16 protein-coding genes, 1 pseudogene and 2 riboswitches are annotated in these 22,434 nt (G+C 64.0%); of the genes and pseudogenes, 14 read left to right on the top strand and 3 right to left on the bottom strand.

Annotated features, from left to right (window positions below; genetic code table 11):
* Positions 1 to 42: 42 nt before the first annotated feature.
* Positions 43 to 1,557: an MmgE/PrpD family protein gene (locus LQG66_RS25750; RefSeq protein ID WP_231318446.1), complete on the bottom strand. Its 1,515-nt coding sequence runs from the start codon at positions 1,555 to 1,557 to the stop codon at positions 43 to 45.
* On the bottom strand, positions 1,554 to 1,985 hold the full coding sequence (locus tag LQG66_RS25745) for an acyl-CoA thioesterase (RefSeq protein ID WP_231327938.1): 432 nt from the start codon (positions 1,983 to 1,985) through the stop codon (positions 1,554 to 1,556). Before LQG66_RS25745 ends, LQG66_RS25750 begins: the two co-directional genes overlap by 4 nt.
* Before the next feature lie 160 nt (positions 1,986 to 2,145).
* Between LQG66_RS25745 and LQG66_RS25740 the strand changes: the two genes are divergently transcribed.
* The 8 genes and pseudogenes from LQG66_RS25740 to LQG66_RS25705 all read left to right on the top strand — a co-directional run.
* Positions 2,146 to 3,567, top strand: coding sequence for a short-chain fatty acyl-CoA regulator family protein (locus tag LQG66_RS25740; protein WP_231318445.1), 1,422 nt, complete (start codon positions 2,146 to 2,148; stop codon positions 3,565 to 3,567).
* Positions 3,568 to 3,591: 24 nt separating this feature from the next.
* Positions 3,592 to 4,122 carry a hypothetical protein gene (locus tag LQG66_RS25735; protein ID WP_231318444.1) on the top strand — a complete coding sequence of 177 codons (531 nt, stop codon included), beginning with the start codon at positions 3,592 to 3,594 and terminating at the stop codon, positions 4,120 to 4,122.
* A 29-nt stretch (positions 4,123 to 4,151) separates the two neighbouring features.
* Positions 4,152 to 4,367, top strand: a riboswitch (cobalamin riboswitch).
* A gap of 119 nt (positions 4,368 to 4,486) precedes the next feature.
* Positions 4,487 to 7,390 (top strand): ribonucleoside-diphosphate reductase subunit alpha, encoded by a 2,904-nt coding sequence (locus LQG66_RS25730; RefSeq protein WP_231318443.1) that lies wholly within the window; start codon positions 4,487 to 4,489, stop codon positions 7,388 to 7,390.
* A gap of 29 nt (positions 7,391 to 7,419) precedes the next feature.
* Entirely contained in the window at positions 7,420 to 8,580 is a 1,161-nt protein-coding gene (locus LQG66_RS25725) for a ribonucleotide-diphosphate reductase subunit beta (protein ID WP_231318442.1), read from the top strand.
* Between the two features lie 632 nt (positions 8,581 to 9,212).
* Positions 9,213 to 9,430: riboswitch (cobalamin riboswitch) on the top strand.
* A gap of 113 nt (positions 9,431 to 9,543) precedes the next feature.
* On the top strand, positions 9,544 to 11,625 hold the full coding sequence (locus LQG66_RS25720) for a TonB-dependent receptor domain-containing protein (protein ID WP_231318441.1): 2,082 nt from the start codon (positions 9,544 to 9,546) through the stop codon (positions 11,623 to 11,625).
* A gap of 30 nt (positions 11,626 to 11,655) precedes the next feature.
* Entirely contained in the window at positions 11,656 to 12,654 is a 999-nt protein-coding gene (locus LQG66_RS25715; protein WP_231318440.1) for a DUF6925 family protein, read from the top strand.
* 63 nt (positions 12,655 to 12,717) lie between these two features.
* Entirely contained in the window at positions 12,718 to 13,299 is a 582-nt protein-coding gene (locus LQG66_RS25710; RefSeq protein ID WP_231318439.1) for a hypothetical protein, read from the top strand.
* A gap of 27 nt (positions 13,300 to 13,326) precedes the next feature.
* Positions 13,327 to 13,599, top strand: a pseudogene (locus LQG66_RS25705) (IS66 family transposase); the annotation flags it as partial.
* A 288-nt stretch (positions 13,600 to 13,887) separates the two neighbouring features.
* Here LQG66_RS25705 and LQG66_RS25695 read toward each other — a convergent pair.
* The gene (locus LQG66_RS25695; RefSeq protein ID WP_231328087.1) at positions 13,888 to 14,292 is read right to left on the bottom strand and encodes a hypothetical protein; all 405 of its coding nucleotides are present in this window, start codon (positions 14,290 to 14,292) and stop codon (positions 13,888 to 13,890) included.
* Between the two features lie 390 nt (positions 14,293 to 14,682).
* On the opposite strand from LQG66_RS25695, the gene LQG66_RS25690 reads away from it, so the two are divergent.
* The 6 genes from LQG66_RS25690 to LQG66_RS25665 all read left to right on the top strand — a co-directional run bounded on the left by LQG66_RS25690 (position 14,683) and on the right by LQG66_RS25665 (position 22,432).
* The gene (locus LQG66_RS25690; protein ID WP_231318438.1) at positions 14,683 to 16,842 is read left to right on the top strand and encodes a TonB-dependent siderophore receptor; all 2,160 of its coding nucleotides are present in this window, start codon (positions 14,683 to 14,685) and stop codon (positions 16,840 to 16,842) included.
* Between the two features lie 143 nt (positions 16,843 to 16,985).
* Positions 16,986 to 17,744 carry a class I SAM-dependent methyltransferase gene (locus LQG66_RS25685; protein WP_256460639.1) on the top strand — a complete coding sequence of 253 codons (759 nt, stop codon included), beginning with the start codon at positions 16,986 to 16,988 and terminating at the stop codon, positions 17,742 to 17,744.
* On the top strand, positions 17,744 to 19,267 hold the full coding sequence (locus LQG66_RS25680) for an ABC transporter substrate-binding protein (protein WP_231318436.1): 1,524 nt from the start codon (positions 17,744 to 17,746) through the stop codon (positions 19,265 to 19,267). The genes LQG66_RS25685 and LQG66_RS25680 overlap by 1 nt, the downstream gene beginning before the upstream one ends.
* Positions 19,264 to 20,202 carry an ABC transporter permease gene (locus LQG66_RS25675; protein ID WP_231318435.1) on the top strand — a complete coding sequence of 313 codons (939 nt, stop codon included), beginning with the start codon at positions 19,264 to 19,266 and terminating at the stop codon, positions 20,200 to 20,202. The genes LQG66_RS25680 and LQG66_RS25675 overlap by 4 nt, the downstream gene beginning before the upstream one ends.
* Positions 20,199 to 20,972 carry an ABC transporter permease gene (locus LQG66_RS25670; protein ID WP_231318434.1) on the top strand — a complete coding sequence of 258 codons (774 nt, stop codon included), beginning with the start codon at positions 20,199 to 20,201 and terminating at the stop codon, positions 20,970 to 20,972. The genes LQG66_RS25675 and LQG66_RS25670 overlap by 4 nt, the downstream gene beginning before the upstream one ends.
* Complete coding sequence (locus LQG66_RS25665) at positions 20,969 to 22,432, top strand: ABC transporter ATP-binding protein (RefSeq protein ID WP_231318433.1); 1,464 nt, start codon at positions 20,969 to 20,971, stop codon at positions 22,430 to 22,432. Before LQG66_RS25670 ends, LQG66_RS25665 begins: the two co-directional genes overlap by 4 nt.
* Positions 22,433 to 22,434: the final 2 nt, after the last annotated feature.

Here is a 22,434-nt window from a genome sequence, read left to right as displayed (position 1 = left end):
GGATCCTCCGTTCGTTCGTCTTGTCGTTCGCTGGCCCCTGTCTCAGGACGCCCAGTCGAAGATTCCCCGTGCGCGGCTGTCTCCGAGCTTCTCCGGGTCGACCGAGAATGTGAGCGACGCGACATCCTGTGCCGACAGCTCCGGCAGACGCTCCACGAGAGCAAGGAATCGATCCTGCTCGGCAGCATGGACGACGCCGGCCGCGAGCTGCCTGAACTTGTCGACATATTGGGCACGGGCAAACGGCCTGGCACCAAGTGGATGGGCATCGGCCACCGCGATCTCGTCCTCGATGATCGATCCGTCATCGAGCGTTACGACCACGCGCCCGCCGAACGCCTTCTGCTTCGGATCGTGACTGTGGTAGCGCCTCGTCCATTGCGGATCTTCTGATGTCGAGATCTTGTGCCACAGCGCGATGGTCTCGGGGCGGTTGGCTCGCTCCGGCGCATAGGATCTCGCGTGATGCCAACCACCGTCCTCGAGCGCGACCGCGAAGATGTACATGATCGAATGGTCGAGCGTCTCGCGGCTTGCATTCGGGTCCATCTTCTGCGGATCATTCGCGCCCGTCCCGATCACGTAGTGGGTGTGATGGCTGGTGTGGATCACGATGCTCTCGATCCTGTTGAGATCTCCAATTCTCGGTCCCATTCGCCGCGCAAGATCGATGAGCGCCTGGCTCTGATATTCGGCCGAGTGTTCCTTGGTATAGGTGTCGAGAATCGCGTGCTTGGGCTCGCCCTTTTCCGGGAGCGCGACGCTGTACTCCGCCTTTGGCCCGGACAGCAGATACGCAATGAACCCGTCCTCCCCTTCCCAGGCCGGCGACGGCGCACCTTCGCCGCGCATCACGCGGTCGACCGCCTCGATCGCCATCTTGCCTGCGAACGCGGGCGCATAGGCTTTCCAGCTCGATATCTCGCCCTTGCGCGACTGCCGGGTCGTGGTGGTGACGTGAAGCGCCTGCTGCACGGCTTGGTAGATCGTTTCGGCCGGGAGCCTGAGCAGCGCGCCGATTCCCGCCGCCGCCGACGGGCCAAGATGGGCGATGTGATCGATCTTGTGCTCATGCAGGCAGATCCCCTTGACGAGATCGACCTGGATTTCATAGCCGGTCGCCACGCCGCGCACGAGCGCCGCACCGTCAAGGCCGCAATGCTGCGCCACGGCGAGGATCGGCGGAATGTTGTCGCCGGGATGCGAATAGTCGGCGGCGAGGAAAGTATCGTGAAAATCCAGCTCGCGCACGGCGACACCATTTGCCCAGGCCGCCCACTCCGGTGAGAGGCGCTGCCGTTGGGGCAGACCGAAAACCGTCGCGCCCGGCTTGAGAGGATGGGCGATGGACTGCGCTCGCGCGCTCGCAACCGGACGGCGCGCCAGCGACGCAGCAGCGACGGCCGCATTGTCGATGATGCGATTGCCGATCATCTCGATGATTGCGGGTTCCACTGCAACCGGATCAGCCGCGACCTCGGCAATCTTCCAGGCCAGCTGATCTGCGCGCGGCAAGTTCTCTGACGATTTGTGGGTCCTGACCTTGTGCGACTTCACGACGACAAATTCCTTTCGATCTCGTCTGGGGCTGGGACATCGATGGGCGTCGGACGTCCCGCGGCATCGACGGCAACCATCTCGAAGGAGCCGCGCATGGCGACTCGCCGCGAGCCCGTCACCAGCGTTTCCGCGACGACTTCAACGACGACGGTCATCGACGAGCGTCCGATGCGCTCGACGTGGGCAGTCAGCTCGACGAGCTCTCCCACGCGAACCGGTTCATGGAATTGCACACGGTCAGATGCAGCCATCACCACCGCACGGCGTGCCCGGCGGGTCGCGGCAACGAACGCCGCCTTCCCCATCAGACTCAGCGCCGCGCCACCAAACAGCGTGCCGTAGTGATTGGCCTGCTCGGGAAAGACGATCTCGACGAAGCGGGTCGGTTCGGCCGCGCTGGAGGTAGGCTGAAGAAGGACTTGCATCGATGAGGCGTCCGGGTGCTCTTGCAAGTTGGTTCGGTGTTCGCAATATCTGCAACGCGAGACACGCGCCTAGTGCTGAAATGGCAAAGCTTTGCGAAGCTCCTCGCGCAATTCAGCGAAGCTTGCGAAGAGACTTGCGATAAGACTTGCGGAGAGCCCGATGAAGAAAGCCTATATGGGAGTACGCTTGAAGCGGCTGCGCGAAGAGCGCCGGCTGACCCAGCAGGCGCTTGCATCGGCCATCGGCATCTCGCTGAGCTATCTCAATCAACTCGAGAACAATCAGCGTCCACTGACGATCCCGGTTCTGCTCAAGCTGAACGCAGCGTTCGGCGTCGATATTCAGCTGTTCTCGGAAGATGACGAGACGCGCTTGATTGCCGACCTGCGCGAGGTCCTGTCCGATCCGCAGATCGGCGAGACGATCTCCACGGCGGAGCTGCGGGAGCTGGCCGCAAACATGCCGGCGATCGGTCGCGCGCTCGTCACCCTCAACAGCAAGCACCGTCAAGCGATCGAACGAGCAGCGGCGATGGCAGCGCGGCTGGGTGAAGACCGCCAAGCGGAGACCGTAATCCTGCCGTCGACGCCCTACGAGGAGGTCCGCGACTTCTTCTATGCGCGGCACAATCACATCGCAGAGCTCGATGATGCCGCCGAGCACATGGCGCAAGCCCTCACCCCGACGGGAATGGTGACGCCGGCCATTCTCAGCGAGCATCTGCGCGCCAGTCACGGCGTCACGGTCGCGATCGACGGATCATCGACGGGGTCGCACCGCCGCTTCGATCCGAAAGCAAAGACGCTGCATCTATCACGTCTGCTGGAGCCCGGGCAGCAGGCGTTCCAGCTTGCAACACAGATCGCCATGCTGTCGCTCGACCGCGAGCTCATGGCGCTCGTCGAAGGCGGCAGTTTCAGGAACGCCGAGACGAGCGTGCTCGCCCGCATCGGCCTCGCCAACTATTTCGCAGGAGCATTGATCATGCCCTACGGCCGCTTCCTCGCCGAGGCGAGGAGACTGCGCTATGACATCGAGCTTCTCGGCGATGAGTTCGGCGTCGGCTTCGAGACGATCTGCCATCGTCTGAGCACGCTGCAGCGTCGCGGGGCGCGCGGCGTTCCCTTCTTCTTCATCAGGGTCGATCGCGCCGGTAACATCTCGAAACGCCAGTCGGCGACGGACTTCCATTTCTCGCGAATCGGCGGAACCTGTCCGTTGTGGAACGTCTACGAGGCGTTCGCCAGTCCGGGGCGCATTCTTACGCAACTCGCGCGGATGCCGGACGAGCGAACCTATCTCTGGATCGCGCGCACGGTCACACACCGAAGGGGCGGCTATGGCTCGCTGAACAAGACGTTCGCCGTCGCCCTGGGATGCGACGTCAGGCACGCCCCCGAAATCGTCTATGCAAGCGAATTGAACGTCGACAATGCTGCGTCAGCCACTCCCATTGGCACCGGATGCAAGGTGTGCGAACGTGCGAACTGCCCACAGCGCGCCTTTCCGCCGCTTGGGCGCCCGCTGGTCATCGACGAAAGGCAATCGTCCTTTGCGCCATATGCAAGTTCAGCCAGATGACATCGTCAGCCCGATGACACGTGCATGAGTGCAGAGCGTGATCGTTACCTCGATACGTCCAAAGTGGCGTCCTTGCGCACGGTCGAGTTCTCCCCCTCGCAGCAGCTGACCTCGGGCAGCACCAAGAAAGCGAACACAGCCCTGCGGCTGATGCGCTCGATCTTTCGACAGAAGCTCGATTGCGTGGTGCAAGATACTGCATCCGGTGTCTCGATCGCGTGCCCGCGTGCGACAGAAGCCGAGATCCTGTCGCTCTGCGCGGTCGTCGAGGAACGGCTCGGCCTGTTGCAGCAGCAGCCTCTGTCCGCCAAGACCGTGGAACAGATTCTCTCGATTTCAGGGGCCGAACGACGGCGCTGGTCGAAGGACGGTCGCTTGCCAAGCGCCGGGCAGTCTTTCTTCAGTCAAGGCAAGAAGCAGGTGAGCCTTCCCATCTACGCCCCAGAGGTCATCCGCAGCCTGGCCGCGCGCCCCGATCAGGTCGCGGCGTGGCGGCGCGCCGATGCGGGCACGGAACCGCGTCCCCTCCACAGCGAATCTTTCCAGGGCCGCTAACGAATCGTTGACACTCCGCATCGAATATCACCACATATGGACGTCACGGTTCCACTGCTTCGCAAGATGTGGTGGCTAAGAGGGAAGCCGGTGAACCACTTTGACAGGTGGAATTCCGGCGCTGCCCCCGCAACTGTCAGCAGCGAGCTGCCTCCGAATGACGTCACTGGCGCAACCGCGCCGGGAAGGCGGGAGGCGAGCGATGACCTGCGAGCCAGGAGACCTGCCGCGACAACCTGAACGTCCACGGGCGGGGTGTCCCGGCGGTCGCTGGCACGGCATCGTTCGGCGTTTCGCCGCGCGGTGCGCTGCTGCGCCCCTGTCTGCCCCGTCCAAATGCAAACTGCGCATCACGGGGCCCTTGATGTCACTCAGCTCGACCTTCGCCGACAGCGATTCCGCATCCATCATCCAATTGCGTTCCGACCCGCCGGCTGCCGCGCAAAGCGCGCCCGGCATGCAGATCATCCGCCGCAACGGCAAGGTCACTCCATTCGACGCCACCAAGATCTCGGTGGCAATGACCAAGGCTTTCCTCGCCGTGGAGGGCAACAGCGCGGTTGCATCGCGCCGGGTGCATGAAAGTGTCGAGCAGCTGACCGCCGAGGTCGTCTCGGCGTTGATGCGCCGCGCCGGCGACGGCCGAACCTTCCACATCGAGGACGTGCAGGATCAGGTCGAGCTCGCGCTGATGCGCAGCGAGCACCACAAGGTTGCACGCGCCTATGTGCTGTACCGCGAGGAGCGTTCACGCAAGCGGGCCGCAGACGTCGCCGCCGAGCGGACGCAAGCCGCGGAGCCGGTGCTGCGCGTCACGCTGGCCGACGGATCGCGCGCCAGGCTCGACCGCCGCCGGCTGGAGCTGATCATCAACGAGGCATGCTCCGGTCTCGACGGCGTATCGGCTGCGCCGGTCCTCGCCGAGACGACCCGCAATCTCTACGACGGCATCACTCACGACGAATTGGCACTCGCGCCGATCATGGCCGCACGGACCCTGGTCGAGCAGGAGCCCAACTACGCCTATGTCAGCGCCCGCCTGCTGCTCGACAAATTGCGCGGTGAGGTGCTCTCTCATGTCCACGGCGTTGCCACCTCTGCGTCGCAGGCCGACATGACGACCCGCTACGGTGAGTATTTCCCGGCCTATGTGAAGACCGGTATTGCTGCCGAGCTGCTCGATCCCGAACTCGCCCGCTTCGACCTCGACAGGATCGCGGCTGCCCTGAAGCCGGAACGCGACCTCAAGTTTCAGTTCCTCGGCCTGCAGACCCTGTATGACCGCTATTTCCTGCACGAGCGTGGCAAGCGGATCGAGCTGCCGCAGGCCTTCTTCATGCGCGTCGCCATGGGCCTCGCGCTCCGCGAGATCGACCGCGAGGCGCGTGCGATCGAATTCTACGATCTGCTGTCATCGTTCGACTTCATGGCGTCGACGCCGACGCTGTTCAACGCCGGGACGCTACGCCCACAATTATCGTCCTGCTTCCTGACCACCGTATCCGACGACCTCGACGGCATCTTCAAATCGATCAAGGACAATGCCCTGCTCGCGAAGTATTCCGGCGGACTCGGCAACGACTGGACGCCGGTCCGCGGGCTCGGAGCGCACATCAAGGGCACGAATGGCGAGAGCCAGGGCATCATCCCTTTCCTGAAGGTAGCCAACGACACCGCGATCGCGGTCAACCAGGGCGGCAAGCGCAAGGGCGCGGTCTGCGCCTATCTCGAGACCTGGCACGTCGACATCGAGGAGTTCCTCGATCTGCGCAAGAACACGGGCGACGACCGCCGCCGCACCCACGACATGAACACCGCCAACTGGGTGCCGGACCTGTTCATGCAGCGCGTTGCCGAGGACCGGGAATGGACCTTGTTCTCGCCCGACGAAGCGGCCGATTTGCATGACCTGACGGGCAAGGCCTTTGCCGAGCGCTATGCGGCCTATGAAGCCAAGGCCGCACGCGGCGAGCTCAGGGTGTTCAAGACCGTCCGGGCCGCCGATCTGTGGCGGCGCATGCTGACCATGCTGTTCGAGACCGGCCACCCCTGGATCATCTTCAAGGATCCCTGCAATCTGCGCTCGCCGCAGCAGCACGCAGGCGTGGTGCATTCGTCGAACCTCTGCACGGAGATCACGCTCAATACCTCCCACGACGAGGTGGCCGTCTGCAATCTCGGCTCGATCAATCTGCTCGCCCACGTCACGGCCGACGGCCTCAATTTCGGCAAGCTGCAGCGGACGGTGAAGACTGCCGTGCGGATGCTCGACAACGTCATCGACATCAACTTCTACACCATCCCCGAGGCACGCCGCTCCAATCTTCGTCACCGGCCGGTCGGTCTCGGCCTGATGGGTTTCCAGGACGCACTGCACGCGATGCGGATTCCGATTGCCTCCGAAGCGGCGGTCACGTTCGCCGACAGCAGCATGGAGGCGATCAGCTATTGCGCAATCGCAGCGTCGTCCGATCTCGCCGCCGAACGCGGCCGCTACCCATCGTTCGACGGTTCGCTGTGGTCCAAGGGCATCTTGCCGTTCGATTCGATCGAGCTGCTCGCCGAGGCGCGTGGCGGCGTCGAGATGGATCGCTCAGCAACGCTCGACTGGGACAGCCTTCGCAAGAAGGTCACGACTTCGGGCATGCGCAACTCCAACGTCATGGCGATCGCACCGACCGCGACCATTTCGAACATTTGCGGCGTCGCCCAGTCGATCGAGCCGAGCTACCAGAACCTCTACGTCAAATCGAACATGTCGGGCGATTTCACCGTGGTGAACGAGTTCCTGGTCCGGGATCTCAAGGCGCTCGGCCTCTGGGATGAGGTCATGGTGTCGGACCTGAAATATTTCGACGGCAGCGTCGGACAGATCGACCGGGTGCCGGATGACATCAAGGCCCTCTATGCAACCGCCTTCGAAGTCGACAGTGCATGGCTGATCGAAGCGGCCTCGCGCCGCCAGAAGTGGATCGACCAGGCGCAGTCGCTCAATCTCTACATCGCCAATCCCTCGGGCAAGAAGCTCGACGCGCTATATCGCCTCGCCTGGAACCGCGGCCTCAAGACCACCTACTATCTCCGGTCTCGCTCGGCGACCCATGTCGAGAAATCGACGCTGAAGGGCACCGACGGCAAGCTCAATGCCGTGTCCGCCGCTCCGGCGCTGTCGCATGCGCCGATTGTCGTCCCTGCAGCGGCGATGCCCGACATCGACGGTATCAAGGCGTGTCGGATCGACGATCCCGACTGCGAAGCGTGCCAGTAAGAACAGCAAGAATAAGAAGGGAAGCCACGATGCTAGACTGGTCAGATACCGAGCCCGCGGTCGCCACGGTCCGTTCGCTCGCCCCTCGGCGGCAGGCCGTCCTCGCGAGGCTCGAGCCGGCGAGACAGGAGCCCGCAGACCAGAGCGGTCTCGGCGCGATCGATCGCGCCGGAGGCCGCGTCTCCGTCGACGACAAGCGGATGATCAACTGCCGCGCCGACGTCAATCAGCTGCTGCCGCTGAAGTACCGCTGGGCGTGGGAGAAGTATCTCTCCGCCTGCAACAATCATTGGATGCCGACCGAAGTATCGATGCAGGCCGATATCGCGCTGTGGAAGTCGCGCGACGGACTCACCGACGACGAGCGCCGCGCCATCAAGCGCAATCTCGGCTTCTTCGCAGCCTCCGAGTCGCTGGTAGCCAACAACATCGTGCTGGCGATCTACCGCCACCTCACCAACCCGGAATGCCGGCAATATCTGCTGCGACAGGCCTTTGAGGAGGCCGTTCATACCCACACCTTCCAGTACGTCGTCGAGAGCCTCGGTCTCGACGAAGGCGAGCTCTTCAACATGTACCGCGAGGTGCCATCGATCACCGACAAGGCGGCCTGGGCGCTGAAGCACACGCAGCACCTCGACGACCCCACCTTCAGGACCGGAACGCCGGAGCATGACCAGGCCTTCCTGCGCGATCTCGTCGCGTTCTATGTCGTGTTCGAAGGCATGTGGTTCTACACCGGCTTCGCGCAGATCCTGTCGCTCGGCCGCCGCAACAAAATGGTCGGCATCGCCGAGCAGTACCAGTACATCCTACGCGACGAGAGCATCCATTTGAACTTCGGCATCGACGTCATCAACCAGATCAAGATCGAAAATCCGCATCTGTGGACCCCTGACTTCCAGGAGGAACTGCGCGGCATGCTGCGGGAGGCAGCCGAGCTCGAGGCCGCCTACGGGCGTGATACGATGCCCCGCGGCTTTCTGGGACTGAATGCAGCGCTATGCGAGCAGTACATGCACTTCATCACCAATCGCCGCTGCGCCCAGATCGGACTGCCGCCCGTGTTTGCGGAGGCAGAGAACCCGTTTCCATGGATGTCGGAGGCGATGGATCTGAAGAAGGAGAAGAACTTCTTCGAGACGCGCGTGATCGAGTACCAGAATGGCGGCGCGCTGAGCTGGGACTAGACCGCATCGCCAGGAACGTCGATGACATGATGCCGGGATCCGCAATGGATCCCGGCACATTCGACGCAGAGCAAGTGATCTATCAGACCAATGTTGCGGCCGGCCCGGCCGGTCGCATCCATGCATGAGCCAGTGATCCATCACCGCTAAATAAGCGGCCGTTGTCGGCGTCTTCAGGCCTCTCACCAGCAGCCAGCAACTGCCGGCTGCGAGGACGAGGACGGTGAGACAGGTCAGGATGGTCGGCGCATGGAAAGGCGCCACGGCCCACTCCGGCTCGATGATCACGCCGCTGCCGAATGCTCCGCTGCTGTTGGAGCACAGAGTTGCAAATGCCGGGTCCGCGGCAATGTCGGCCGCGATCCGGGCGCTGCACCCCGGCTCGGGAACGTCCGTTCGATCTGGACACTGACGGCGGGACTGCTCGGACGGCATTCGCCGCCGTTATGGCCGGGCATCGTCGATAAATCGATAGCCGAACGCGGGTTGCCTCGTTGCGCCGTGCCTCGCTTCGCGAGTCGCTCGCAGAAGTCATCCCGGCCGGAGAGACGACATGGTTGTCACGCTTGAGCAACAGTGCAGGTTAGACATCCGTATACCCGATCGACCGATTGACTCGAACTTTGACAAACTCTTAACATGAACGCGACGGTGCCCCCTAACAGGGGCTCAAAAGGGAATGCGGTGCCGGACAAGTCTCGCAGGAGACATGATCGAAGGCCGCAGCTGCCCCCGCAACTGTAAGCGGCGAATCTCGCGCCAGATGCCACTGGGAAATCTCGGTCCCGGGAAGGCGGCGTGGAGGTGACGACCCGCGAGCCAGGAGACCTGCCGTCAGCCGTGGTCACACGCGAAGATGCCGGTCGGGGCGTTTATTGGCATCGTTTCTGCGCCGGATAGTATTATCTGGTGTGGGACCTCGTTCGCGGTGACGTGCCACTGACGTCATGCCCAGGGTCCCTCGTGTTCTCTTTTCTGTCTATCGCCCGGCGCGAACGCGCCGGCCTGTTGTCGTCGACCGCTCTTTTCGCTCTCGCCGCTTTCGGGGCAGCCCCGGCGAATGCCCAGCAGTCCGCCTCTCCCAACCTGCTGCCGCCCGTCGAGGTCGACCCGCCGCGGGTGACGCCACGACCAAAACCCGTCGTGCAGCGCGCGACGCAGACGCCGCGGGTACGGCCGCCACAGCCTATGCCCTCACAGGCCCCAGTTGCCACGTCGGCACCGGCTAACGCACAACTCGTCGTCAGCCCGACCGGCATCGTGACGCCGGCCGCCAACGTGGCGAACGCGATTTCGGTGGTCACGGAGAAGGACATCGCCACGCAGCAGTTACGCAGCGTGCCAGACATCCTCGCCACCATTCCCGGATTGAACGTCGTGCAGACCGGCGGCCCTGGTGGCCAGAGCTCGGTCTTCACCCGCGGGACCAACTCCAATCACACCACGATCCTGATCGACGGCATCGACGTCGGTGACGTCACCAATGCCAATGGCGCCTTCGACTTCGCCCATTTGCTGACCTCGGACATCCAGCAGTTCGAGGTGCTCAGGGGCCCACAGAGCGGCCTCTATGGCTCCGATGCGATCGGCGGCGTGATCTCGGTCGTCACGCGCAAGGGCGATGGCCCGGCGCGAGCGACGGCCTCGATCGAGGCCGGCTCGTTCCAGACCTTCAACCAGTCGGCCGGCGTCAGCGGCTCGCAGGACAATGTGAACTACGCGGTCAATGTCGCGCATCTCCATGCCGGCGACATCCCCGTAACGCCGCAGCAGCTGCTGCCGGCAGGACAGAAGGCGATCGGCAACGCCTACGACAACGTTACCGCCTCGACCAAATTCGGGATCGACCTCAACGAGGCCTGGACGCTGAATTCGGTGATCCGCTACACCGACGCCACCCTGCTGTTCACTGGCGATGGCGGCTTTCCCAGCGTCCCGAACGCGGCCCAGAGCACCCATACCGTGCACCAGTTCGCGACGCGCCAAGAAGCGGTGTGGTCGCTGCTCGACGGCCGGATCAGGAACTATTTCGGCGTCAACTATGTGAACAACCGGACGTCCGACCTCACGGCGGGCGATCCGATTGCCGCGATCTCGACCGGTGAGCGTATCAAATACGACTGGCACGCGGTCACCGAGCTCGCTCCGCACAACAACTTCATCGTCGGTCTCGAGCAGCAGACCGACCGGCTGCGGACGACGGGTCTTGCGGCCGAGAACGGCAACAAGGCCGGTTTCATCGAGCTGCAGAGCGAGTTCGCAAAGCGCGTGTTCGTGGTCGCGAGCCTGCGCAACGACGTCAACGATCAATTCGGCGGCCACGGCACCTATCGGATTGCGCCGGCCGTCATCCTGCCGTTCACCGAGACCAAGCTGAAGGCGAGCTACGGCACCGGTTTCAAGGCGCCGACCTTGAGCCAGCTCTACCAGGACTTCCCGGCCTTCAACTTCTTCGCCAACCCGAACCTCAAGCCGGAGCAGAGCACCGGCTATGATGCGGGATTCGAGCAGCCGCTGTTCGAAGAACGCTTCCGGTTTGGTACGACCTACTTCCACAACAGCATCACGAACCTGATCAACTTCAACGACACGTTCACCTCCTACGCCAATGTCGGGCTCGCCACCACCGAGGGCACCGAGAGCTTCGTGGCGGCGAGGCTGACGGACCGGCTGTCGCTGCGTGCGGACTACACGTTCACCCGCGCGGTCGACGCGACGACGGGTCTGCAGCTGCTGCGACGACCGAAGGAGAAATGGAGCGCAACGGCGGTCTGGACGCCGCTTGATGCGTTGACCGTCTCGGCCACGCTGCTGCATGTCAGCGACTGGCTCGACGTCAGCCGCGACGGCATGACCTCAGGCCTCGTCGCGTCCGGCTACACCCTCGTGAACCTGCGCGGCGACTACGCGCTATCCGACCAGATCAAGCTGTTCGGCCGCATCGATAACCTCTTCAACCGGCACTACCAGAATCCGACCGGCTTCCTGGCTCCGGGCCTTGGCGTGTTCGGCGGCATCCGGGTGGCAAGTTATGGGGCGCAATAGGACAATGACGTAACGACGGAGAGCAACGACATGGTGCCGATTGATCAGCTTCGCGACTTTCTCGCCGATGTCGAGACCGGCTGGAGCCTCGGAACCTTCGGTGCGATCGGTGAGTTCACGCGCGATGCCGGGGAGCTGGTCGAGCTTATCGATGATTCCGGCATGATCGGCGCGGTGACGGCGCGAGGCGGCATCTGCTTCCGCGCCCATGCCGAACTTCGTCTGATCGCATCGGAGCTGCCGACGCGCAGCGACTGGAGCCATCGCGTGGCGCTTTGCCTGCCGCGCAACGCCTGCGCCATGGGCCAGCGGACCGGCATCACCGATCTAGGTCCTGACCGTGATGCTCTGCGTCCGGAGGACAGGGACGCCGTCCTGTTCGATCTCGGCCTGTCGACGCTGCAGGTCGACGTCTGTGTCCGCAGCCGGGATCCGGAAGTGATCGCCGCCCTGCGCCGGCACGCCGGCGCATCGCTGTTCGCCCCCGACGACGAGCTGATGCAGGTGATGCTCGCGGCGAGCCCGCACCGCGTCTTCATCAGCCGCATCGGCCGGGCCGAGATCTTCCAGCCAATCCCGCCGCCGGGCGGCCGCAGCCCGGACGGGCCGCACACCCACATCCTGCCGAAGCTGCTCGCCCATCGCCGCACCCACGCCGCGACCGAGCCGCTGCCGGACGGCTGGATTCCCTGCGCCCACGCCTATCCGCCGCATCCGCTGCGCGACCCGCTCCGCCAACCACGGCCGTTCGTCGCCGGTCATCTCGCCGCTTTCCAGCACCTGCTGGATCGCTACGGCGATCCGCGCCTTCTGGCGCTGAAGCGCGACGTCACAGCGCATGTGGTGGCGAACCGGCCTCCCTCAGCAGCCGACTCGCCCGGCGATCGCATCGCGCGTGCGACAGCGCGCGTGACCTTGCGTCAGCTGCAGGCCTCCGGCGTGGAATCGGCAACACTGCGGGCCTGGCTGGGAGCGCTCGACCGCCCCGATCATGGCGAGGAGGCCGACACCGCGGAGATTCCACACTGACAGCCCAAACGGCTGTTGCTCTCGTCGCGAATACACTACGATCAACCCCAGAGGAGACAACCCATGGCTCTCGACATCACGACATCTCCGGCGGAGGCCCGCCTCACGCCCGTTCCGCGGCAGCATGCTGCCGCCTTCTGCTTCTTGCTGCTGGTGGCCGCCTGCGCCCTGGCGAGCTTCGCCTTTGCCTGCGCCACGCCGTTCGCGGCCTTTGCAGTGATCGCCGCTGCCATGCTGCCGCTGCGATCAGCGCTGGCTGCCGTGGTCGGCGCCTGGCTGGTCAACCAGGGCATCGGCTTCGGCGCCCTTCATTATCCTGTCGATGCGAATACGCTCGCCTGGGGCGTTGCGATCGGCGTGGCCGCGCTGGCCGCCACCTTCGTGGCCCGCGTCGTCCTGCAACGATCCCGTGCTCTACCGCTACCGGCCGCACTGCCCTTGATGCTTCTTGCCGCTTACGCGACCTACGAGCTGGCACTGCTCGCTGTCACCCCTGTTCTCGGCGGCGCCGGTAGCTTCACGCTTGCGATCGTCGCCCGCCTCGGGCTGACCAGCGCCGCCTGGCTGGTCGGACTCGTCGCCGTCTGCGAGATCGTCCGTCTTCTCGCTCCGTTCAAATCGAACCGGGCTTTGATACAGAAATAACGCCACACTCGGCTCAATACGCAAACCTTGACATCGGAAATCATCAGATGCCGATCAATCTCAGATCGGCATCTCGGTGGTCTGCCTCAACGTCGCTCGACCCAGCGACGCCCCTTCCGACACGCAATGACCTGCCACCGAAATTTCACCCAGCGCCGTTTAGAGTCCAAGTCCGGCAAGAGCGAAACCGTCAAGGCGATGGACTACAGCCTCAAGCGCTGGGCGGTGTTCACGCGCTTCATCGACGACGGCCGACTGTGCATGACCAACAATGCTGCCGAACGCGAACTGCGCGCCGTGCGACGCTCGGCGAATACTGCAGTTAAGCGTCAATCGGCTCGATATGCGTCGTGGAAAGGCGAGCCCATAGACGCCGAGCGAGGGAGATCCTGGCCCGTAACATGCGAATGTCGCGAGCGGCCCAGGGTATTAGCCAGGAGACGCTGTGAAACGACGCTGAAATCAACCGGACCTACGTCAGTTCGGTAGAGCGCTGTGAACGGAATGTGTCGATCGACAACATCGAAAAGATCGCCAAGGCATTAAAGATCGAAGTTTGGAAGTTGCTGAAGCCAGATTTGCTGGATTCTAGCGCTTCGTATTCTCGCAAGCTGATTTGCTTGCGTAGACACTTCTCGACGTCGAACGCATGACCGTTGATAGTTTGCTGGCGCCGTCACTGTCGACGGCCGGATCGTCGGCGGCGATCTGCACGGCATCTTCCGGGGCGACGAATTCCGGTCGGCCTGGTTGTGGCAGGCCTGCGCCGCGACCTCGGGCCTGGGTTCGAACGCTGCATCGAACGACGCGATCGAGGCGCTGGCGGATCATTGCGAAAGCGACCTCGACCTGGATGTACTGCTTGCGTTGGTTTGGTGAAGGTAAGCAAACGCCGAGCTGCAGATTGCCGCCTGCGACAGTCGTCGTGGTGGAGGCATGGGCGTGGTGGAGTGAGCACGGCTCTGAAAAATGCGGCCGGATGCGGATCGTCACCTGCCGCCACGGCCGAACCGACCCGCTCTGACAATCGGCCGCACAGCTCATCCGATAGCGAGGTGTTGATCTCGCTTCTTGAGTGCGAAAAACCGAGCACCCGCTCGAGCTAAGCCACCTTGCGACTCCGTATGATCTTTTGTTAAAAACGTCATACATTTGGAATGGGGGTGTGAGTTGAGCGGAGCTGAGGGGCGTATCGTAGGACGTGGCGCATCGCGTGGTCGTGGATCTTTGCATCCGGCGAGCAGCCGTTTCGGGCAGGCTGAGCCTTCGCTATGCACTGGATTCGGGCGACCGCTGCGCTCGGTCGGAATGGCTTCGGTTTGTCTTGCCGCTCTATGCACCTGTTGCGCGGGCGGCGCGTCGGCGCAGACGAGTCTGCCGGAGGTGACCGTCGATGCGCCCGTGGCGCGTCAGAAGCTCCAATCGCAACGCTCTGCCCAGTCGACCAGGGCGACCCAACGGCGCACGGCACGAGCGCCGCGTCAAAACGCTCCGTCCGCCGCGCCCAATCCGACCGTTTCCGATGTGCGCCCGGCGGCGGTCGAACGTGGCAATGGTCCCGTCGACGGCTATCGCGCCACCCGCACCACCAGCGGCACGAAGACCGATACTCCGCTGAAAGATATCCCGCAGGAAATCGTGGTCGTGCCCCGGCAGGTGCTCGACGATCGGAATGCGACCACCGCCGCCGGCGCGCTGGACGTCGTCGGCGGTGTGACCCGAGGCAACAATTTCGGCGGCCTCAACAACTACGAGTTCAACATCCGCGGCTTTCCGACCCGCAACGCCGCCAAGAACGGTATCTCGGCGGTTCGCCGCTACGAGCCGGACGACGCCGCCAATGTCGAGCGCGTCGAAGTGATGATGGGGCCGTCCGGCGCGCTGTATGGTCGCAGCGATCCGAGCGGCTTCTACAATGTCATCATCAAGCAGCCGCTCGACCGAAACTTCACCACATTGACGGGCACGGTCGGCTCCTACGGCATGCGCCGCGCCACCATCGATAGCAACCAGGCGCTGTCGGACGACAAGACGTGGCTCGGCCGCATCAACGCGGCGTTCGATCAGCGCGACAGCTTCCGCGATTTCAACGATAGCAAGCGTGTTTTCGTCGCTCCCGTAGTGTCCTATTCGCCGTCCGCCGATTGGCGGGTGACGTTCGAGGGCGAATATCTGAAGGACGATCGCCCGTTCGACCGTGGTCTGGTGGCAGTCAACAAGAATGTCGGCGCGTTGCCGATATCCCGCTTCCTCGGCGAGCCCAACGATGGCGCGCTCCGCAATCAGTATGCACTTGGGAGTTTTCGGGTCGAGCACGACATCAACAAGGATTGGCTCGTCAGGTTCGCTACTCAGTACAAGGAGGGAAGTCTGTACGGCTGGACGGCCGAACCTGTCTCGGTCAATGCCGCCGGCGTCCTGACGCGACGCAATACGTTCCGGGACTACAGTTGGGCGTCGTCCAATTCCCAATTGGAGACCGTCGGCCATTTCGGCATTGGCGGTTTCAAGAATACGCTTTTGGCCGGGATCGAGTACGAACACTATACCGATCTTGAAGATTTTCGTCGGTCCGACACTGCGGCCTTCCCCTACAGCATCAACGTGTTCAATCCGGTCTATGGTCAGGCCAAGCCGCCTGCCACCGTCAAGTCGCTGTTCAAGGATCGTGTCGACACCCTGGGACTGTATTCGTCGCTGCAGACCGAATGGACCTCGCAGCTCAAGACGTTGGTCGGCGTGCGCTACGACAATTACGATCAGGATGCGCGGCAGTTGATCACCGGCCAGCGCATCACCCAGAACCCGAGTCCGGTGATTCCGAAGGCCGGCGTAACCTACGAGATCGTGCCGAACTTCACGCTGTTTGCCGACGTTGCAAAATCATTCCGGCCGAATCTCGATTCCGATACAGGCTTTGTGGGAACGGCATCCGGACAGGCGTTCGCGCCCGAAACCGGCATCGGCTACGAAGCCGGCGTCAAGTTGGATCTGCTCGACAACAGGTTCAGCGTGACCGCGGCCGGGTTCAAGATCGTCAAGGACAACGTGCTGACCGCGGACCCGGCCAATCCCGGCTTCAATACCACCGCAGGGCAGGTCACCAGCACTGGCTTCGACATCAACGTCGTCGGTAACGTCACGCGCGAACTGCGCCTGATCGGCGGCTACGCCTACACGGACGCCAGGATCACCAGGGACGTGACGCTGCCAGTCGGCGCGCGTTTCCCGAACGTGCCGCTGAACAGCGGCTCGATGATGGCGGTGTACGAATGGCAGTCGGGACCACTCGCAGGGCTCGGACTGGGCGGCGGCGTCTCGGCCGCGGGCTCGCGGGCGGGCGACGCGACCGGCACATTCACCGTGCCGGGCTACGTCAAATTCGACGCGCTGGCCTACTACACCCTCAACAAGACGACCAAGATCTCGCTGAACGTCTACAACATCGCCAACACCGTCTATTACGACCAGGTCCGCTCTGCGACCAACGTCTATCCCGGCCAGCCGCGCACGGTGTGGCTCACCGTGAAGAGCACATTCTGAGGACGCGCTCGCGACGCCATGTCCCGATCGTTTCCGTGGAGAAAGCCGTGTCTCAGTATCGACCCAACTTCGCGTTGAAGGAGGAGATCCGCGAGTATTGGAGTCGCAGGGCCGAGACCTTCGATCAGTCGCCGCTGCACGGCATGCAGGCCCCGGGCGAGAAGGCCGCATGGCTCGATCTGATCGGAAGCCATGTCGCTCAGCCTGCCGGGGCCGACGTGCTGGAGCTCGCCTTCGGCACCGGCGAGATCACCTCGGTGCTGCTCGCGCTCGGCTTCCGCGTCACTGGACTGGACCTGACCGAAGCGATGCTTCAGAAGGCGAAGGCGAAACACGCCGGAGCCTCTGATCTGTCGCTGTTTCTGGGTGATGCGGAGGACACGCGCGAAGACGACGAGAGCCATGACGCCATCGTGATGCGGCATCTGGTCTGGACGTTGGTCGACCCGATGGCGGCTTTTCGCGATTGGTACCGGGTCGTCCGCCCCGGCGGCCGGATCGTTATCATCGACGGCGACTTCGCGGAGATCTCCCTGCTCAAGCGCTGGCGCCGAAAGCTCGCGCAATGGATCGAGCGATGGGAGGGGACGGAGGCGCCGGTTATCGACTGGGCGGCGCATGAAGCCATTATGAGACAGATCTATTTCAGCCGCGGCCTGAAGCCACTCGCGCTCCAGCAGATGCTGGCTGAGGCCGGCTTCGGCGATTTCCGGATCGAGGACCTCGAACCCGTTCGAAAGGCTCAGCGCCGCGGAGCCAGGCTGGCGACGCGTCTGAGGGTTGGTCTGTCGGACAGCTTCATTCTGTCCTGCGCGAAGCCGCTGATGCCCGACATGTTCGCTCGTTCGGCTGTTCAGCGGCAGGGCGACCGCGCTGCGCCTCCTGTCGAACGATCGCGCTGATGCTGACGCGCCGACATGTTCTCGCTGCGATTCCTGCATCTGTGACGATCGCGGCCGCGCGTGCCAGCGACCGCCCCCTTCGCGTCGTCGGAGCCACCGGTCTGGCCGGCCAGGACGCAACCGTCTCTCCTTATCTCGTTCAGAACCTCGAGGTCGGTGAGGGTCTGTTCAAGGTCGGTCCCCTCGGCCGGATCGAGCCCTGCCTGGCGATCGCGAGCGAGACGTCGGACGACGGATTGACGTGGCGGTTTTCGCTCGATCCGTCCGCGCGGTTTCACGATGGAACGATGGTGTCGTCCGAAATCGTGATGTCCAGCATCAGTCGTGCGAGGCAGACCCCGGCATCGGCATTGTATCGCGCCCCGATCGTATCGATCGCCGCACAGGACGACACCGTCGTCGTCCGTCTTGGCAAGCCCTTGGCGGTTCTGCCTGCATTGTTGGCTGCGGCCTCTTCGATCATCCTGGCTCCGTCATCCTATTCGGCGGCGGGTCAGGTGGGGATTCCGGTCGGCACGGGGCCGTTCAGGATCGACACTCTGGTCGACAACAACACCCTCGAATTGTCGTCCGCGAGGCGCCAGGTCTCGCCCGCGTCCATCACGCGCGTGCGTTACTCGGCGGTGACGGACGCCGACACGCGCGCCCGCATGGTGGAATCCCAAGACGTGGAGATCGCCTATGTCGTCTCGCCGATCGCTGCCGAGCGGTTGGCGCGCAATTCCAGTCTGAGCGTCGTCAGAACTCCGGCCCCGCGCCTGCGTTACGTGATGGTCAATTCCGCTGACGCGAGGCTGGCCGACATCCGCGTCCGCCGGGCATTGTCGCTGGCGCTCGACCGCGCAGGCGCCGCACGGACAGTGCTGCGCAGCGCTGGCGCCGCAGCGACGGGGCTGATGCCGCCGGTCCTGTCCGACTGGCCATCGCCCGACGTCGCAACGCTGACGTACAATCTTGCAGAGGCCGAAGCGTTGCTGCAGGACGCCGGATGGGAGCGCCAGGCCGATGGCCCGCGCCGGCGCGGCGGGCAACGCCTTGCATTCACGCTCAGCACCTATGCGATGCGCCCCGAATTGGCGCCTTTGGCGACCGTCCTGCAGGCACAATGGCGCAAGATCGGCGTCGATGTCACGATCGAGACGGTGATGCCGGAGTGGATTCTGCAGAAGTCGCGTCATGGCAGCCTCCAACTCGGACTGATGACCCGATCCTATTTTGCCGTGCCCGATCCGGTCGCGACGCTGTCGGATGATTTCCTCTCGACATCGTCCGCCCGGGGCTGGGGCGCGGTGGGATGGGTCTCGCACGAGCTCGACGATGCGCTGCTCGGCTACGAGTCCACCTCCTCCGAGGCGGTTCGCGCAGTGGCACGACAGACCATCACACGCATCCTGCTCGACGAGTTGCCGATCATCCCCCACTCCTGGTACGAAAATGTGCTCGTCCACACCAGGCAGGTCACAGGCGTGATCAGCGATCCGTTCGACGCCAGCTTCCGGATCAGCCGGATGCAATGGGCATGATCGACCTCGCGGCACGAATGGTCGCCCGGTTGCTGCTCCGAATGTTCGGGGTGACGCTGGTTCTGGTGTCGCTCAGTTTCGCGATGGTCGAATATCTTCCGGGCGACATCGCCTTTCAGGTGGCCGCCGCGCGGTACGACGTGGACAACGTCACTCCGGATGTCGAGGCGGCGGTTCGACGCGAGCTGGGCCTGGATCAGCCGGCCGTCGTGCGTTTCGGCAAATGGCTCGGGGCGCTCGCGCGCGGCGATCTCGGCCGATCCGTGGTCACCCATCAGCCGGTCGCTTCGATGCTGGACGCACCGCTGCGACGCACGCTGCTGCTGGTGGCGCTGTCCGTCCCTATCTCCGTGGCATTCGGCGTCCCCCTCGGCCTGTGGCTCGGCCGGACGTCTTCCGGGCTGACGCTCGCCAAACTGTCGGGCGCGTTGGTGTCGGGGACGCCGACCTACGTGATCGGCCTTCTCCTCATCCTGATCGTCTCGATCAAATTGAACGTGCTGCCATCCGCCGGATATGGCGGCGCCGCCTTTCTCGTTCTACCGGCGGCAACCCTCGCTCTGCGAGGAATGGTCCGCATCGCGCTCTTTACCGCGGTCTGCATCGCCGACGCGTTGCAGCATCCCAGCATCGGCTTCGCCCGCATGAAGGGGCTCGGTGAAACCGCCGTGATGGTCGGGCATGCACTGCCGATGTCATCGACGCCGATCATCGCTTTCGTCTTTGGGATCCTCGCGGGCCACCTCAAGGGCACGGCCGTCGTCGAGCAGTTGTTCGCCTTTCCGGGCCTGGGCAAATTGCTGGTGGATGCGGTGCTGGCTCGGGATGTCGCGGTGATGCAGGCCTGCGCCCTCGTGGTGGGCATGCTGATCGTCGTCTGCAACACGCTCGCCGAGCTCAGTGTTCGGCTGTTCGACCGCAGGACAAGAACATGACGCGCCTGCAGCTGGTCGGGCTCATGCTGATCCTGGCGATCGTGACGCTGGCCGCGATCGGGCCGGCGATCACGCCGTCGCCGAACGAGCTGGATCTGGCAAGCGCGTTGCAGGCACCTTCCTTAGACTCCCTGCTCGGCACGGACGGCCTCGGCCGGAGCGTCGCCGCGCGGCTCGCAACCGGAGCGCGGACCTCGCTTTTGATCGCTGTGACCTCCATGACGATCGCTCTCGTCTTGAGCACCGGCCTGGCGCTCGCCGCAGCTCTCGTGCCTCGCTTTCGGGGTCCGATCCGCTGGCTGCTCGACATCTTCCAGGCCTTTCCATCGTTCGTCGGCATCCTGCTTCTGTCCGGCATCTTCCCACCCACGCCGCTCACGATCGCGGTCAATATCGCGCTGGTGTCGTGGCCGGAGCCGTGCCGGGTCGCGCTGCTCGCTGCGGAATCCGCGATGCGGAGCACGGCGGTCGAAGCCGCTGCGCTCGTGAGGCTGCCGCGTCTGTCGATTGCGCTGAAGCTGGTGCTGCCGCGTCTTGCCGATCCGCTCGCCGCGCTCGGCGCGATGCTGTTCGGCCAGGCCATCCTTCAGGTTGCTGCGCTCGGCTTTCTCGGGCTCGGACTCAATCCGCCGGCGCCGGAATGGGGCACCATGATCGCGGAGGCGCTGCCTTACATCGCGGATGCACCGTATCTGCTGATCGCGCCATCGGCCGCCATCATGGCCAGCGTCGGCGGCATGCTGCTCCTGGCCGATCGGGCCAAAGCATGACCCGGGAGACCGACCTGCTGATCGTCGAGCGGTTGAGCGTGACCGATCGGGACGGCAGGACGCTGATCTCGAACTTCGACCTGCATCTGGGGGAGGGAGCAGTTCACGTCATCCTGGGTGAAACAGGCGCCGGCAAGAGCATCGTGTGCGCGGCCATCGCCGGCACGCTCCCGGCCGAACTCGCAACATCCGGCTCGGTCGTTCTTGGCGGACGCGAGCTGACCCGCCTGACCGGACGCCAGCGCCGTGCGCTCTGGTCTCGCGATCTGTTTCTGCTGCCACAGGAGCCGTGGAACGCGCTGGCCCAGACCCGGACTCTGCAGCGGCAAATTGCCGATATGCCTCGTCTGTTCGACGGAGCCGACCGCAGGCGTGCAGGCCTCGTGGCGCAAGGACTTCTGCAACGCTTCGGCCTGTCGCCCGTCATGGATGGATCGAAGCTGCCCTGTGACATTTCCGGCGGAATGGCGCAGCGCGCCAGTATTGCGACGGCGCTGGCGTCACCGGCGCGCCTGATCCTGGTCGACGAACCCACCAAAGGGCTCGACGCGGCCTGCAGAGAGGAAATCGCCGAAGCGCTGCTGGTGCTGGCTTCGGAGGGCCGCTCGATCATCGCGGTCACCCATGATCTGTCGTTCGCCCGGATGCTCGGCGGCACGCTCTCGGTGCTGCGGGACGGCGGCGTGGTCGAAACAGGTCCGACGGCGGACGTGTTGCAGGCGCCGCGATCGGCCTATCTGCGCGATCTGGTCAATGCGGAGCCGTCGCGCTGGCCGCACCGCCGCTACGCTCCGTCGCAGACGATCCTGGAGCTGGATCGCGGCACGATCAGCGTCGGCGACGATCGTCGTCCGCTGATCACCGACCTGTCGCTAGCCGCCCGTGCGGGAGAGATTGTTGGTCTCTGCGGACCATCCGGCTGCGGCAAGACGACATTGGGAAACGTGCTGCTGAAGCTCGCCGTGCCGGCTGCGGGACAGGTGACATGGTCGCTGTCGGACAGCCGGCGATATCAGAAGATCTATCAAAACCCGGGCGCGGCCTTCGCGCCATGGCGAACGATCGGCGCGACCGTTCGCGATGCTCTCGATCACGCGAATGACCGCGGGCCTTCGCTCTCCCAACTGCTGCACAGCGTCGGTGTGGCGGCGAGCATTCTGGAGCGGCGGCCTCACCAGGTTTCGGGCGGCGAATTGCAGCGCATCTCGCTCGTCAGAGCCCTGCTGTGCTCTCCCGCCTTCATCTTCGCGGACGAACCCACGTCTCGGCTCGACGTCGTGACGCAACGGAAAATCATGGATCTGCTCGCCGATGTCGCGATCGAGCGGAAGATCGCGGTCGTGCTGGTCAGTCATGACGCCGACCTGATCGACCGCATGACCGAGCGGTCGATCACGATTCATCCTCTCGATCGGCCGGCTCCGCTCGGCGTCCCGCAAGCTCCTCGATCCATGTGGTGAGG

This window comes from Bradyrhizobium ontarionense (assembly GCF_021088345.1).
In the GTDB taxonomy this organism is placed as follows: domain Bacteria; phylum Pseudomonadota; class Alphaproteobacteria; order Rhizobiales; family Xanthobacteraceae; genus Bradyrhizobium; species Bradyrhizobium ontarionense.
This window is presented reverse-complemented; position numbering and strand designations above follow the sequence as displayed.